Consider the following 13,764-nt stretch of genomic DNA (forward strand, 5'->3'; position numbering starts at 1 on the left):
GTGGGTCACCGGTAGGTGTCCGCCATCCGCTCGCCGATCTTGCGCTGCGGCTTGGGCAGGCGGAGGGGCTTGACCTGCATGGAGCGCGTCACGGCGTAGAACATCAGGCCCTTGGCGGAGGGGTCCTCGAGGCGCTTGCGCGCCTCGCGGCGCAGCCGCAGCCGGAGCCAGATCAGGTCGAGCACGATGAGCAGCAGCAGCGCCGTGAAGATCAGGTAGCCCGCGCTCACCATGCTGGCGTTGCCCGACCACTGGAGCACCAACGAGAGCAGCATGAGCGGCAGCACGAGCTCGGTGAACCCGAAGCGGGTGTCGACGAGGTCCCGCACGAAGCGCTTGCGGGGACCGCGGTCACGCGCGGGCATGAAGCGGTCGTCGCCGGTGCGCATCGCCTCGCGCACCTTGTTCTGCCGGGCCATCCGGTCCTCGCGGGCCTTGGCGTTGAGCTCCTTGCGGGAGCGCGCGGGCTTGGCCCGGGCGCGCGCGGCCGCCTCGGCCTCGCGGCGCGACGGGGTGGGGCGACCCTTGCCCCCGGGGCGCGGTGCGTCCCCCGCGCCGACCTCCTCCGCGGGGGAGGGGGCGGACTTCTCGCTGGCGGTGGAGCTGCGACGGAACAACGGGGCCTCACGGGACGGGCGGCCCGCTCGGCGGACCGGTGGATCGGGCGGGACGGGCACGCCGACGGGCGCGCCACACGTGCGCATCCTAGCGGTCGACCCGTTCCGCGGAGCCCGGCACCGGTGTCGCCCCCGCTTGAGGTTTGCCCCTACTGTTGAGCGGGAAGCCGCAGCGTCGGCCGGTCGCGTCGCCGCGGCCGATCGTCAGCGAAGGTCGCGAGCCGCCGAGGAGAGGCACCCCGATGAGTCTGATGAAGCGCATGAGCCTGATCTTCAGGTCGAAGGCGAACAAGGCCCTCGACCGTGCCGAGGATCCTCGCGAGACGCTCGACTACAGCTACCAGCGCCAGATCGAGCTGCTGAGCAAGGTACGACGCGGCGTCGCCGACGTCGCCACGAGCCGCAAGCGGGTCGAGCTGCAGATCAACCAGCTGCAGCAGCAGGCCGACAAGCTGCAGGACCAGGCGCAGAAGGCCATCCAGGTCGGCCGCGAGGACCTGGCGCGCGAGGCGCTGACCCGCAAGTCGGGGCTCGGCCAGCAGATCGCCGACCTCCAGACCCAGCACACGCAGCTGCAGGGCGAGGAGGAGAAGCTCGTCCTGGCCCAGCAGCGCCTGCAGGCGAAGGTCGAGTCCTTCCGCACCCGCAAGGAGACCATCAAGGCGACTTACACGGCCGCCGAGGCGCAGACGCGCATCAACGAGGCGATGTCCGGCATCGGCGAGGAGATGGGCGACGTCGGCATGGCCATCCAGCGGGCCGAGGACAAGACCGCGCAGATGCAGGCGCGCGCCGGTGCGATCGACGAGCTGCTCGCCTCCGGCGCGCTCGACGACGCGTCGTCCCTCAACCGCGGCGACGACATCGCGCGTGAGCTCGACGCGCTGAGCTCGACCGCCGACGTCGAGGCGGAGCTCGCCGCGCTCAAGGGTCTCTCGGCCCCGTCCTCGCCCCAGGCGCTCGAGGGAGGTTCCGCGAGCGGCGACATCCTCCAGGGCGAGGCGCAGAAGCAGAAGGAGGGCGGGCAGGCATGATCGTCCGCATCCTCGGCGAGGGCCAGTTCGACATCACCGACGCCTGCTTCGAGTCCCTGAACGTGCTCGACGACTCCGTCGAGAAGGCGGTGGAGGCCGGCGACGAGGCGGCCTTCCGCCCGGCGCTCGCGGCCCTGCTGGCCGGGGTGCGCGCCGAGGGCGTGCCCCACGACCCGGAGTCGCTCGACGAGTCCGACCTCATCCTGCCCCCCGAGGACGCCTCGATCGACGAGGTGCGGGAGATGCTGGGTGACGAGGGCCTGATCCCCGGCTGACGCCGGGTCGCCGATGGCGCGCACGCGCTTCCTCCCCGACTCCGGGCTCACCGCCCGGATGACGCTCGTCATGTTCCTGCTGGGCGGCCTCTTCGTCGCCCTGGTGGTGGCGATCATGGTCGCCGTCCGCAGCCCCGGCCTCGCGGTGATCGTCGGCATCGTGGGCCTGGGCATCGCGTTCTTCCAGTGGTGGACCTCCGACACGATGGCCATGCGGGCCATGCGCGCACGGGAGGTCAGCCCGCAGGAGGCCCCGGAGCTGCACGGGATGATCGACCGTCTCTGCGCGCTGGCGGACATGCCCAAGCCCCGCGTCGGGGTCGCCGACATGGACATCCCCAACGCGTTCGCCACCGGCCGCTCGCCCAACCGCGCCGTGGTCTGCGTGACGACCGGCATCCTGCGCCGGCTCGACGCGGAGGAGCTCGAGGCGGTCCTCGCCCACGAGCTGTCCCACGTCGCCCACCGCGACGTCATGGTCATGACGGTGGCCTCGTCCGCGGGCATCGTCGCGGGCATGGTGACCCGCGGCGCGCAGTTCGGGGCGCTGTCCGGCGGCCGCGGTCGCAACGACAAGAACAGCGGGGCGCTCCTGCTGGTGGCGCTCGTCGTCTCGCTCGTCGTCTACGCGATCAGCTTCTTCCTGACGCGCCTGCTCTCGCGCTACCGGGAGCTGTGCGCGGACCGGGCGGGCGCCTACCTGACGATGAAGCCGGCCAAGCTCGCCTCGGCGCTGCAGAAGATCACCGGCGAGATGGCCTCGATCCCGCAGCGCGACCTCCGCACGACGAGCGCCATGAACGCCTTCTTCATCGCCCCCGCGATCAGCGGTGCGTCCCTCTCGACGTTGACCTCGACCCACCCCTCGCTCGAGCAGCGGCTCGAGCAGCTGGCGCGGATCCAGGCCGACCTGAGCCGTCCCGGCCCGGGCGCCTGAGCAGGACGACGATGGGTTTCTGGGACGCCATCCTGGGTCGCCGGGCGCCGCGGCAGGCCGACCTCGACGCGCTCTTCGGGGTGCCGAGCGCGGCGATCACGCTGGAGACGGCTCTCGGGATGCGGGCGACGGGCGTGGGCTCGGTCTGCTTCCGCGCCGCCGAGGGGGCTGCCTTCGCGGCGACCCAGCACGACATCGAGGCACTGCTCGAGGCCGACCCACGCACGCCGCCGGTGGAGCGCACCGTGGACGACTTCGGGTTCACCTGGCTGGTCGTCCGCCGGGCACCGGAGGACGTCGCGGGCCTGTGCACCGACCTGCACGCCGTCAACGTGCTGCTGGAGGAGCAGGGGTTCGGCCCGGCGCTCCTGTGCTCGGTCGTCGGCTTCGCCGGGGCGGACGGGCGGACCGTGGGGCTGGTGTACCTCTACAAGCAGGGCACCTTCTACCCGTTCGCGCCCACCGGACCCCAGCAGCGTGACAACCTTCTCGAGATCAACGTGCGCGACCAGCTGGCCGGCGAGCTCCCCGTCGAGGAGAGCTTGCAGCGGTGGCTGGCGCTCTGGGGAGCACCGGGTCTGTAGCGGGGGGCCGGCGAGGTCCGAGGCAAGCGGCTGGGGCCGCGGGGAGGAACGAGGATGACCCACGAGCAGCTGCGTCGGGTGGACGAGGCGATCGCCAGCTACGCCATCGTCTCCGACCCTCCGCCCAAGGAGCTCCAGGCGGTCGTCGAGATGGCGGCGTACGTCGCGCGCGTCCCCATGGCGACCGTCAACGTCATCACCTCCCACGAGCAGCACCAGGTGGCCGCGGTCGGCTTCGAGGCCTCCGTGTGCCGCCGTGAGGACTCGATGTGCGCCATCTCGCTGTCGATCGGCGGCCAGGTCGTCGTTCCCGACGCCAGCAGGGACGAGCGCTACCGCGACAACCCGTTCGTGAGCGGCCCGCTCGGTGGCGTCCGCTTCTACGCCGCGCAGCCGCTGCTGACCCCGGACGGCTTCGCGATCGGCACGCTCTGCATCTTCGACACCGAGCCGCGCGAGCTCGACGAGGACCAGAAGACGGCCCTCCGCACGATGGCGGACCGGATCGTCGACATCCTCGAGCTCTCGCGCCGCACCCGGGCGCTTAACGACTCCCTCGAGCGGATGGAGGAGATGCGCGACGAGCTGGTGCGCTCCAACGAGCACCTGGCCGCGTTCGCCGGGCAGGTGAGCCACGACCTGCGCAACCCGCTGTCGACGGTCGCGATGTCGCTCTACCTGTTGCAGGAGGAGCTCGACGAGGAGGAGGTGCCGGCCGGAGCCAGCACCGTCGAGCGGGCCCTGCGCGGCACGAAGCGCATGCAGGCGCTCATCGAGGACCTGCTGGCCTTCGCCCGGGTCGGGGGCTCGCTCCGCCGGGAGGACGTCCACCTGGCGGCCGAGGTCCCCGTGATCCTCGCCGACCTGGCCGGAGCGCTCCGGGGCGCGGACGTCACGTTGGGCGACCTGCCCACCGTCTGCGGCGACGCCACCCAGCTCCGCGCGGTGCTGCAGAACCTCGTCGCCAACGCGGCCAAGTTCACCCGGCCCGGCCAGCCGGCCGAGATCGCCATCACCGGCAGTCGGTCGGGGGAGGGGTGGCGCATCGAGGTCGCCGACCGCGGCCTCGGGATCGAGCCGTCGGACGCGGAGCGCGTGTTCGAGCCGCTGGTGCGGCTCGACGAGGGTGCCGACGGCTCGGGCATCGGTCTCGCGACCTGCCGCCGCGTCGTGCAGGCCCACGGCGGCCGGATCGGGCTCGAGCCGCGCGAGGGCGGCGGCACCGTCGCCTGGGTGTGGCTGCCCGACGCCTGAGCGTCAGCGGGCCGTGCGACCCGGCAGGTCGAGCATGCGCTGCAGCGCGACGCGTGCCCACTCCTGCGTCTCGGCGTCCACCGAGATGACGTTCGGCACCTGGCCCGCCACGAGCGACTCCAGCGCCCACACGAGGTGGGGCAGGTCGATGCGGTTCATGGTCGAGCAGTAGCAGACCGTGCGGTCGAGGAACGAGATGTTCTTGTCCGGGTGGGCGTCGGCGAGCCGCTTCACGAGGTTGAGCTCGGTGCCGATCGCCCACGACGAGCCGGGCTCGGCCGCCTCGATGGTGCGGATGATGAACTCCGTCGACCCGACGAGGTCGGCGCGGGTGACGACCTCGTGGCGGCACTCGGGGTGCACGAGGATGTTGACCCCGGGCACGGTGGCCCGCAGCTGGTCGACGGACTCGGCGGAGAACCGGCCGTGGACCGAGCAGTGGCCCTTCCACAGGATCATCTTGGCGTTGCGGAGCTCCTCGGCGGTGAGACCGCCGTTGGGACGGTGCGGGTTCCAGACCACGCACTCCTCCAGCGCGATGCCCATCTGCAGCACCGCGGTGTTGCGACCGAGGTGCTGGTCGGGCAGGAACAGCACCTTGCCCGTGCCCTCGGGGCGCTGGCCGAAGGCCCACTCGAGCGCGACGTCGGCGTTCGAGGACGTGCACACGGCGCCGCCGTTGCGGCCGCAGAAGGCCTTGATGTCGGCCGAGGAGTTCATGTAGGTGATCGGCACGACGTCGTCCGCGATCCCCGCGTCGACGAGCGCGTCCCACGCGTCCTCGACCTGCCCGATGAGCGCCATGTCGGCCATCGAGCACCCGGCCGCGAGGTCGGGCAGGATGACCTGCTGCGCGTCCGTCGTCAGGATGTCCGCCGACTCGGCCATGAAGTGCACGCCGCAGAAGACGATGTACGGCGCGTCCGGGCGCCCCGCGGCGTCGCGCGCCAGCTTGAAGGAGTCGCCGGTGACGTCCGCGAACTGGATGACCTCGTCGCGCTGGTAGTGGTGGCCCAGCACGAAGACCTGGTCGCCCAACGCCTCCTTCGCGGCGCGGGCGCGCTCGACCAGGTGCGGGTCGGACGCCGGCGGGAGGTCGCCGGGGCACTCGACGCCCGGCTCGGTGGCCGGGTCGGAGCCGCGGCCCAGGGGGAGCAGGGGGAGGTCGACGGTGGTCACGGGCTCCATCCTAGAGGGGTGGCTCCGGCCGTGGGTGAGGATGGACCCGTGCGCGTGCTCCTGGCTCCCGACCGCTTCGACGGCACGTTGAGCGCGGTGGAGGCGGCCCGCGCGATGGCGGAGGGGTGGCGCCGGCGCTCGCCGGGTGACGAGGTCGACCTCGCCCCCGTGGCCGACGGCGGACCCGGGTTCCTCGACGTGCTCCACCACGCCCTCGGGGGATCGCTCCTCGGCGTGACCACCCGCGACCCCTTCGGCGCCCCGGCCCCCGCCGCGGTGCTCCTGGTGGAGGAGGAGGGCGGGCCGGCGGCGTACGTCGAGGCGGCGCAGGCGTGCGGCCACGCGGTGGGGGACCCCGCGCGCGTCCTGACGGCCTCGTCCGTCGGTGTGGGGGACCTCGTCGGGCACGCCGTGGCCGCGGGTGCGCGCCGCGTCGTCGTCGGGCTGGGCGGCTCGGCCGTCCTCGACGGGGGTGCCGGGCTGCTCGCCGCCCTGGGGGCCACCGCCGACGCGCCCCTGGACGCCGGCCCGCTCCCGCTGGCCGACGTCCGGACCGTCGACCTGAGCGCCCCGCGCCGTCGGCTGGAGGGGGTGGGCCTGACGATGGCCGTCGACGTCGCCTGCACCCTCACCGGGCTCTTCGGCGCGGCCAGGACGTTCGGGCCCGACCTCGGGCTCGGCGACGACGGCGTGCTGGCGGTCGACCACGCGCTCGAGGCCTGGGCGCACGCCACCGATCGTCGGCTGTCGCTGCGGGAGGGGAGCGGCGCGGCCGGGGGGCTGGGGTTCGGCCCGATGCTCCTCGGGGCCGGCCACCGTCCGGGTGCCGAGGAGGTGCTGGAGGCCGTGGGGCTGGCCGAGCGGTGCCGGCGGGCCGAGCTCGTGGTGACGGGCGAGGGCCGGTTCGACTTCGCCAGCCGTGCCGGCACCGTGCCCCACGGGGTCGCGCTCCTCGCCGCCGCGGCGGTCCGACCGTGCGTGGTGGTCGCCGGCGAGGTGCTGGTCGGCACGCGTGAGATGCGGGCGCTGGGGGTCGAGGCGGCGTACTCCCTCGTCGACGAGGTGGGCCGTGAGGAGGCGGTCGCCGCGGCGTACGACGCGCTCGTGCGCACCACCGAGCGCGTCGCGCGCACCTGGTCACGCTGACCCGGGAGGAACGGACCGCGGTCCGGATAAAGTGCCCCCGGGACCTCGGGAATAGGGCACCGGTGTGCAACCATTGATGACGTTGCACGACGCAGAGGACCGCGCCGCAGCACCACAATCGTCGAGATCCCGTAGGGAGAACGCACATGACCGAGCAGGTCGACACCCAGGCGACGGAGCGTCGCACCGACCAGATCAACCTGAGCGCGACGGCCGCGAGCAAGGTCAAGAGCCTGCTGGAGCAGGAGGGTCGCGACGACCTCGCGCTCCGCATCTCCGTGCAGCCGGGCGGCTGCTCGGGCCTGCGCTACCAGCTCTTCTTCGACGAGCGCACGCTCGACGGCGACATCGTCACCGACTTCGACGGCGTCTCCGTCGTCGTCGACCGGATGAGCGTGCCCTACCTGAACGGTGCGGAGATCGACTTCGTCGACACCATCGAGAAGCAGGGCTTCACGATCGACAACCCCAACGCGACGGGCTCCTGCGCCTGCGGCGACTCGTTCCACTGAGTCGTCCGGCCCCGCGCCGCTGACGCCGAACGGCCCCCGTCCTCCGCGAGGAGGACGGGGGCCGTTCGCGTGCGCCCGGGGGCGGGCGGAGGTGCGGGTCAGTCCTGGTAGAGCGCGGCGGCGAGCCGGGCGGCCGCCTCGCTGACCTCGATCTGCGGCTTGAGGTCGCGGCGCTGGTCGGCGTAGTCGAGCGAGGGCGCGGGGCGACGTGCGGCGGCGGCGATCGCGTCGACGTCGCTCGGGCGGAGCGCGGCGCGCGTCTCGCGGCAGTCGCGCTGCAGGTCGGCGGGGGCCGCGTGGTCGTCGTACGCGAGGCGGTCGGCGGGGGTGGCGGTGCTCATGACCTCGACGGTAGGCACTACCGCCGGGTAGGCCGAGGGGTACCGATCGGTAGTGTTCGCGCGCGTCGCGTAGGGTCGGCCGACGTGTCGCTTCTCATCACCGGCTCCATCGCCACCGACCACCTGATGACCTTCTCCGGCAAGTTCTCGGACTCGCTCGTGGTGGACCAGCTGGACAAGCTGTCGGTCTCCTTCCTGGTCGACGACCTCGAGGTCCGGCGGGGCGGGTGCGCGGCCAACATCTCGTTCGGTCTCGGCAACCTCGGCCTGCGGCCCGTGCTCGTCGGCGCGGTCGGCGAGGACTTCGTCGACTACCGCGCCTGGCTCGAGCGCCACGGCGTCGACTGCGACTCCGTCCACGTCTCGGAGACGCGTCACACGGCGCGCTTCGTCTGCACGAACGACGCCGCGATGGCCCAGTTCGCGACCTTCTACGCCGGGGCGATGAGCGAGGCGCGCGAGATCGAGCTGAAGCCCATCGTCGACCGCGCGGGGTCGGTGGACTTCGTGCTGGTCGGCCCGAACGACCCCGACGCGATGCTGCGCCACACCGACGAGTGCCGCCAGCGTGGCTACGCCTTCGTCGCCGACCCCTCGCAGCAGCTGGCGTTCGGTGACGGCGACCTGATCCGCCCCCTCATCGACGGCGCCGCGATCCTGTTCTCCAACGAGTACGAGGCCGCCCTCATCGAGTCGAAGACCGGCTGGAGCCACGACGAGGTCCTCGACCGCGTCGGCACGTGGGTCGTCACGCTCGGCCCGGACGGCGTCCGGCTGGAGACGAAGGGGTCCGAGCCCGTCGTCGTGCGTGCCGTGCCCGAGATCGCCAAGGTCGAGCCCACCGGTGTGGGCGACGCCTTCCGGGCGGGCTTCCTCGCCGCCCTCAGCTGGGGCCTCGACCACGAGCGCGCCGCGCAGCTGGGCTGCCTCCTCGCCGTGTACGTCGTGGAGCAGGTCGGCACCCAGGAGTACGTGCTCGGCCGCGCGTCCTTCCTCGAGCGCCTCGAGGCGGCGTACGGTGCGGACGCCGTCGCCGACGTCGCGCAGCACCTGCGGACCTTCCGCGACTGACGCCGTCCTGACGAGGGATCAGACGGCGTCGCCGAGGCGCACCACGTGGCGCGCCACCCCGTCGGCGGCGGTGTCCGCCCCCAGGTAGTCGTGGCGGCGCATCCGGCACCACGCCGGCACGTCGATGCGGGCCGCGGGGTCCTCGGCGACCACCGCGAGGACCGTGCCGGCGGCCCGGTCGCCCCGCGCGCGGGCCGCCTTCGCGAGGGCCAGCACGGGCGCCGGGCAGGGGAGCCCCCGGCAGTCCAGCTCCTCCTCGACGGCCACGCCGGGCGCTGCTCCGAAGGGCGCGGCGCTCACAGCCCGACCTCCGCGCGCAGCCGGGCGACGACCCCGGGCAGCACGCCGAGGAAGCGGTCCACGTCGTCCGCGCTCGTGCCCGGGTGCAGCGAGAGGCGCACGTTCCCGTGCGTCAGCGCGCCCATCGCGGCGAGCACGTGGGACGGCTCGTGGGTGCTGGCGGTGCAGGCCGACCCGCTCCCGATCCCGAACCCGGCGCGGTCGAGAGCCGTCACGAGGGCCTCGCCCTCGACGTACAGGCAGGAGAACGTCAGCAGGTGCGGCAGCCGCTCGACGGGGTCGCCGACCACGTCGACGTCCGGGACGAGGCGCGGCACCTCGGCGCGGAGCCGGTCGACGAGGGCGGCCACCCGCCGTCCGGCCTCCTCGGCCTCGCCGAGCACGGCCTGGAGGGCGGCGGCGGCGGCGAAGGCGCCGGGCACGTCCTCGAAGCCGAGGGCGCGCCGGTCGCCGCGGTCGTCGGCGGGGGAGGGGTCGCGCCAGCGGGCGCCCTTCCGGACGGCCAGCACCCCCACGCCCGGCGGACCGCCCCACTTGTGGGCCGACGCCGCGGCGACCGCCCACGGGCTCGGCAGCGGCTCCCAGCCGACGGACGCGCAGGCGTCGACGAGCAGGGGGACGTCGCCGTACGCCGCGGCGAGCCGCGCGACGTCGGCGAGCGGCTGGCGGGTGCCGACCTCGTGGTTGGCGCTCTGCATCGCCAGCAGGGCGACGTCGCGGGGATCCAGGGCCGCGGCCAGGGCGTCGAGGTCCACGCGGCCGCGCGGGTCGACGTCGACGACGCGGGTCGTGGTGCCGTGCTCGGCGGCCGAGAAGTCCGCCGCGTGCAGCACGGCGGAGTGCTCGACGGCGGTGTGGGCGACGACGCCGCCGGCCCGGCGGCGGCCCCGGGCCAGTCCGAGCAGGCCGCGGTGCACCGCCTCGGTGCCGGACCCCGTGAAGGTGATCTCGTCGGTCCGGGCGCCGAGGCAGCCGGCCACGACCTCCCGGGCGTTGTCGAGCAGCTGGCGCGCCCGACGGCCCGCGTGGTGCAGCCGACGGGGGTCGGCGTAGCCGTGCTCGTGGGCCAGGAGGAGCGCCTCCCGAGCGGCCGGGTGGAGGGGCCGCGCCGACGCGCTGTCGAGGTCGGTCCACGGCGGTGGGACGGACGCGGCGGGGGGTCCTGGAATCACCTGAGGACCGTATCCTCAGGCAGGGCGCGGGATCGACGACATCGCGTAGTAGATGAGGCGACCCTGTGCGCGACCTGAGGGCAGGATTCAGATAAAGTCACGTCCGTCGTGTGATCATCTCGAAAGAGAGGCTCGTTCGTGGGTCTGCAACTCTCCCGGTCCGGCGCCGGTGCCGTTCGGCGTAGCGCCGCGAGCGCGCCCCGACGCGTCGCGCTGGCCGCCTCCCTGGGCGCTGCCCTGATCCTCCTGAGCGGTTGCTCGGAGGAGACGCAGTACCAGCTGAAGCACTTCGGCCTGCCTGGTCAGGCCACGGAGGAGGCGCCTCACATCGCCGACCTCTGGATCTGGTCGTGGGTCGCCGCCCTGGCCACCGGCATCCTCGTGTGGGGCCTGATCTTCTGGGTCGTCGTGCGCTACCGCCGCCGCAGCGCGGACGAGGTCCCGGTGCAGACGCGCTACAACCTGCCGCTGGAGATCTTCTACACGATCGCCCCGGTCATGATGGTGATCGTCTTCTTCTTCCACACGGTGCAGGTGCAGAACACCGTGCTGGACGACTCCGAGCCCGACCTGACGCTGGAGATCGTCGGCCAGCAGTGGTCGTGGACCTTCAACTACCCCACCGACGGCGTCGGCGGCGGCGACCGCGAGGAGGTCGAGAGCTCGGAGTACGCCTACAACGTCGGCACCGCCTCGCAGATCCCGACCCTCGTGCTGCCCCTCGGCGAGACCGTCCGGTTCAACCTGCACTCGCCCGACGTGATCCACGGCTTCTGGATCCCCGGCTTCCTCATGAAGATGGACGTCGTCCCCGGGCGGCTCAACCACTTCCAGGTGACGCCCACCGAGGAGGGCACGTTCGCCGGCAAGTGCACCGAGCTCTGCGGCGTCTACCACTCCCGCATGCTGTTCAACGTCGAGGTCGTCTCCCCGGAGGAGTACGACGCGTACGTCGAGGAGCTGGCGGAGAACGGCGACGTCTCCGCGAACGGCCCGCTGGTCGGCGGCGAGGACGCCCGCACGACGCGCGGCCTGCACAACGACGACAACGGAGGCTCCGAGTGACCGCCACTGTTCCTGCCCCGGCGGCGAGCCAGCCGTCGGAGCCGTCCGAGACGCTCGTCCCCGGACGCAAGCCGCTCGGCGAGATGGTCGTCAAGCTCCTCACGACGACCGACCACAAGCTCATCGGCAAGATGTACCTCGTCACGTCGTTCGCCTGGTTCTGCATCGGCGGCATCATGGCGCTCGTCATCCGGTCCGAGCTCGCGTTCCCCGGCCAGCAGGTCGTGAACGACGAGGTCTACAACCAGATGTTCACGATGCACGGCACGATCATGCTGCTGCTGTTCGCGACCCCGCTGTTCTTCGGGTTCTCGAACGTGATCATGCCGCTGCAGATCGGTGCGCCGGACGTGGCGTTCCCGCGTCTCAACATGTTCAGCTACTGGTTGTTCCTGTTCGGCGGCATCATCGCCGCGAGCGGCTTCTTCACCCGTGAGGGCGCGGCCAGCTTCGGCTGGTTCGCCTACACCCCGCTCTCCAACGAGGTGCGCAGCCCCGGTGTCGGTGGCGACCTGTGGATCATGGGTCTCTACATGGCCGGTCTCGGCACGATCCTCGGCGCGGTCAACTTCATCACCACGATCATCTGCATGCGCGCGCCCGGCATGACGATGTTCCGGATGCCGCTGTTCGTGTGGAACACGCTCATCACGAGCCTGCTCGTGCTCATCGCGTTCCCGATCCTGGCCGGCGCGCTGCTGATGCTCGAGGCCGACAGGTCGATCGGCACCCACGTGTTCGACGCGTCCCACGGCGGGCCGATCCTGTGGCAGCACCTGTTCTGGTTCTTCGGCCACCCGGAGGTCTACATCATCGCGCTGCCGTTCTTCGGCATCGTGACGGAGATCCTCCCGGTGTTCAGCCGCAAGCCGATCTTCGGCTACGTCGGCCTCGTCGGCGCCACGCTCGGCATCGCGATCCTCTCCGTCGCCGTGTGGGCCCACCACATGTTCGTGACGGGTGCGGTGAACCTGCCCTTCTTCTCCGGCATGACGTTCCTCATCGCCGTGCCGACAGGTGTGAAGTTCTTCAACTGGATCGGCACGATGTGGGGCGGGTCGATCTCGTTCGACAACCCCATGCTGTGGTCGATCGGCTTCCTCACGACCTTCCTCTTCGGTGGTCTGACGGGCGTCCTGCTGGCCAGCCCGCCGCTCGACTTCCACGTCTCCGACTCCTACTTCGTGGTGGCGCACTTCCACTACGTGGTGTTCGGCACCGTGGTGTTCGCGATGTTCGCCGGCTTCTACTTCTGGTGGCCGAAGATGACCGGCAAGATGCTCGACGAGCGTCTCGGCAAGGTGCACTTCTGGCTGCTGTTCGTCGGCTTCCACACGACGTTCCTCGTGCAGCACTGGCTGGGCGTCGAGGGCATGCCGCGTCGTTACGCGGACTACCTCGAGGGTGACGGCTTCACCCTGCTCAACCAGATCTCGACGGTCGGCGCCTTCATCCTGTCCGCCTCGATGCTGCCGTTCTTCTACAACGTCTACGTCTCGGCGAAGGGTCCGAAGGTCGAGGTCGACGACCCGTGGGGCTGGGGCCGCTCGCTGGAGTGGGCCACCTCCTCGCCGCCGCCGCGGCACAACTTCCACTCGATCCCGCGCATCCGCTCGGAGTCGCCGGCGTTCGACCTCCACCACCCGGAGATCGCCGCCCTGGAGCTGGCACAGAACTCGGCGGAGCGCGACGGCCGCGTGGCCGACGCCCCCGACATGGAGGGTCGCGAGGAGCACCTGCGCTCGCGCGGCGCCGACGTCGACCACGCCGACGACACGAAGGGCAAGGACAAGTGAAGGCGCTCCGCTCCGAGGTCTGGATCTTCCTGATCACGACCGTCTTCCTCGTGCTGGTCACGCCGGCGTACTGGTTCGTCACGGACGCCAGCGACGAGGGCGGCGACTGGACGGGCACCTCGGCGCTCGTCATGACGACGCTGCTCGCGGCGATGGTGACGTGGTACCTGGGCTTCCAGGCCCGCAAGCTCGACGAGCGTCCCGAGGACCGCAAGGACGGTGAGATCGCCGACGGCGCGGGTGAGCTCGGGTTCTTCCCGCCGTACTCGTGGTGGCCGCTCTGGAACGCGATCGTGTTCGGCGTGCTGGTGCTCGGTGTCATCTTCGGCTGGTGGCTCTTCATGATCGGCTGCGCCTTCGGCATCCTGGCGCTGTCCGGCTGGGTGTTCGAGTACTACCGCGGGGTGCACGCCCACTGATCAGGTCCCGCACAGGTGGCGGGGTTACGCTGGAAGCGCTCGTCGGACTCGTTCCGACGGGC

General features: G+C 71.9%; 16 protein-coding genes. 11 read left to right on the forward strand and 5 right to left on the reverse strand.

Going from position 1 to position 13,764, the window contains the following annotated elements; all coding sequences use genetic code 11:
* Nucleotides 1-5: 5 nt before the first annotated feature.
* A complete protein-coding gene (locus QE405_RS02330) occupies nucleotides 6-617 on the reverse strand; it encodes a DUF3043 domain-containing protein (protein WP_307198612.1) in 612 nt (203 codons plus the stop codon).
* Nucleotides 618-859: 242 nt separating this feature from the next.
* Between QE405_RS02330 and QE405_RS02335 the strand changes: the two genes are divergently transcribed.
* Genes QE405_RS02335 through QE405_RS02355 form a run of 5 tightly spaced genes read left to right on the forward strand, consistent with a single transcriptional unit; the run spans nucleotide 860 to nucleotide 4,701 of the window.
* Entirely contained in the window at nucleotides 860-1,651 is a 792-nt protein-coding gene (locus QE405_RS02335) for a PspA/IM30 family protein (protein WP_307198613.1), read from the forward strand.
* Complete coding sequence (gene pspAA, locus QE405_RS02340) at nucleotides 1,648-1,926, forward strand: PspA-associated protein PspAA (protein WP_307198614.1); 279 nt, start codon at nucleotides 1,648-1,650, stop codon at nucleotides 1,924-1,926. The genes QE405_RS02335 and pspAA overlap by 4 nt, the downstream gene beginning before the upstream one ends.
* A gap of 13 nt (nucleotides 1,927-1,939) precedes the next feature.
* Nucleotides 1,940-2,863 (forward strand): zinc metalloprotease HtpX, encoded by a 924-nt coding sequence (htpX, locus tag QE405_RS02345; RefSeq protein ID WP_307198615.1) that lies wholly within the window; start codon nucleotides 1,940-1,942, stop codon nucleotides 2,861-2,863.
* Nucleotides 2,864-2,874: 11 nt separating this feature from the next.
* Nucleotides 2,875-3,447: a PspA-associated protein PspAB gene (gene pspAB / locus QE405_RS02350; RefSeq protein WP_307198616.1), complete on the forward strand. Its 573-nt coding sequence runs from the start codon at nucleotides 2,875-2,877 to the stop codon at nucleotides 3,445-3,447.
* A 54-nt stretch (nucleotides 3,448-3,501) separates the two neighbouring features.
* Nucleotides 3,502-4,701, forward strand: coding sequence for a GAF domain-containing sensor histidine kinase (locus QE405_RS02355; protein ID WP_307198617.1), 1,200 nt, complete (start codon nucleotides 3,502-3,504; stop codon nucleotides 4,699-4,701).
* A 3-nt stretch (nucleotides 4,702-4,704) separates the two neighbouring features.
* Here the strand turns inward: QE405_RS02355 and nadA are convergent, their stop codons facing one another.
* Nucleotides 4,705-5,880 carry a quinolinate synthase NadA gene (nadA, locus tag QE405_RS02360; protein ID WP_309631637.1) on the reverse strand — a complete coding sequence of 392 codons (1,176 nt, stop codon included), beginning with the start codon at nucleotides 5,878-5,880 and terminating at the stop codon, nucleotides 4,705-4,707.
* Between the two features lie 48 nt (nucleotides 5,881-5,928).
* Here nadA and QE405_RS02365 point away from each other — a divergent pair, with 48 nt between their 5' ends.
* Together QE405_RS02365 and erpA are read left to right on the forward strand one after the other, a co-directional pair.
* Entirely contained in the window at nucleotides 5,929-7,026 is a 1,098-nt protein-coding gene (locus QE405_RS02365) for a glycerate kinase family protein (RefSeq protein WP_307198619.1), read from the forward strand.
* A 146-nt stretch (nucleotides 7,027-7,172) separates the two neighbouring features.
* Nucleotides 7,173-7,538: an iron-sulfur cluster insertion protein ErpA gene (gene erpA / locus QE405_RS02370; protein ID WP_163773192.1), complete on the forward strand. Its 366-nt coding sequence runs from the start codon at nucleotides 7,173-7,175 to the stop codon at nucleotides 7,536-7,538.
* Between the two features lie 98 nt (nucleotides 7,539-7,636).
* On the opposite strand, the gene QE405_RS02375 is transcribed toward erpA, so the two are convergent.
* On the reverse strand, nucleotides 7,637-7,879 hold the full coding sequence (locus QE405_RS02375; protein ID WP_307198620.1) for a hypothetical protein: 243 nt from the start codon (nucleotides 7,877-7,879) through the stop codon (nucleotides 7,637-7,639).
* Nucleotides 7,880-7,963: 84 nt separating this feature from the next.
* Here QE405_RS02375 and QE405_RS02380 point away from each other — a divergent pair, with 84 nt between their 5' ends.
* Entirely contained in the window at nucleotides 7,964-8,950 is a 987-nt protein-coding gene (locus QE405_RS02380; RefSeq protein WP_307198621.1) for a carbohydrate kinase family protein, read from the forward strand.
* An 18-nt stretch (nucleotides 8,951-8,968) separates the two neighbouring features.
* Here the strand turns inward: QE405_RS02380 and QE405_RS02385 are convergent, their stop codons facing one another.
* Together QE405_RS02385 and QE405_RS02390 are read right to left on the reverse strand one after the other, a co-directional pair.
* Nucleotides 8,969-9,250: a sulfurtransferase TusA family protein gene (locus QE405_RS02385; protein WP_307198622.1), complete on the reverse strand. Its 282-nt coding sequence runs from the start codon at nucleotides 9,248-9,250 to the stop codon at nucleotides 8,969-8,971.
* Nucleotides 9,247-10,422 carry a cysteine desulfurase family protein gene (locus tag QE405_RS02390; RefSeq protein ID WP_307198623.1) on the reverse strand — a complete coding sequence of 392 codons (1,176 nt, stop codon included), beginning with the start codon at nucleotides 10,420-10,422 and terminating at the stop codon, nucleotides 9,247-9,249. Before QE405_RS02390 ends, QE405_RS02385 begins: the two co-directional genes overlap by 4 nt.
* Before the next feature lie 138 nt (nucleotides 10,423-10,560).
* Between QE405_RS02390 and ctaC the strand changes: the two genes are divergently transcribed.
* The 3 genes from ctaC to QE405_RS02405 all read left to right on the forward strand — a co-directional run bounded on the left by ctaC (nucleotide 10,561) and on the right by QE405_RS02405 (nucleotide 13,702).
* Entirely contained in the window at nucleotides 10,561-11,487 is a 927-nt protein-coding gene (gene ctaC / locus QE405_RS02395) for an aa3-type cytochrome oxidase subunit II (RefSeq protein ID WP_307198624.1), read from the forward strand.
* Nucleotides 11,488-11,570: 83 nt separating this feature from the next.
* Complete coding sequence (ctaD, locus tag QE405_RS02400) at nucleotides 11,571-13,283, forward strand: aa3-type cytochrome oxidase subunit I (protein WP_307205478.1); 1,713 nt, start codon at nucleotides 11,571-11,573, stop codon at nucleotides 13,281-13,283.
* A complete protein-coding gene (locus QE405_RS02405; protein WP_307198625.1) occupies nucleotides 13,280-13,702 on the forward strand; it encodes a cytochrome c oxidase subunit 4 in 423 nt (140 codons plus the stop codon). Before ctaD ends, QE405_RS02405 begins: the two co-directional genes overlap by 4 nt.
* The last annotated feature ends 62 nt before the right edge of the window (nucleotides 13,703-13,764 follow it).

Origin of the sequence: Nocardioides zeae (genome assembly GCF_030818655.1) — a bacterium.
Taxonomy (GTDB): Bacteria; Actinomycetota; Actinomycetes; order Propionibacteriales; family Nocardioidaceae; genus Nocardioides; species Nocardioides zeae_A.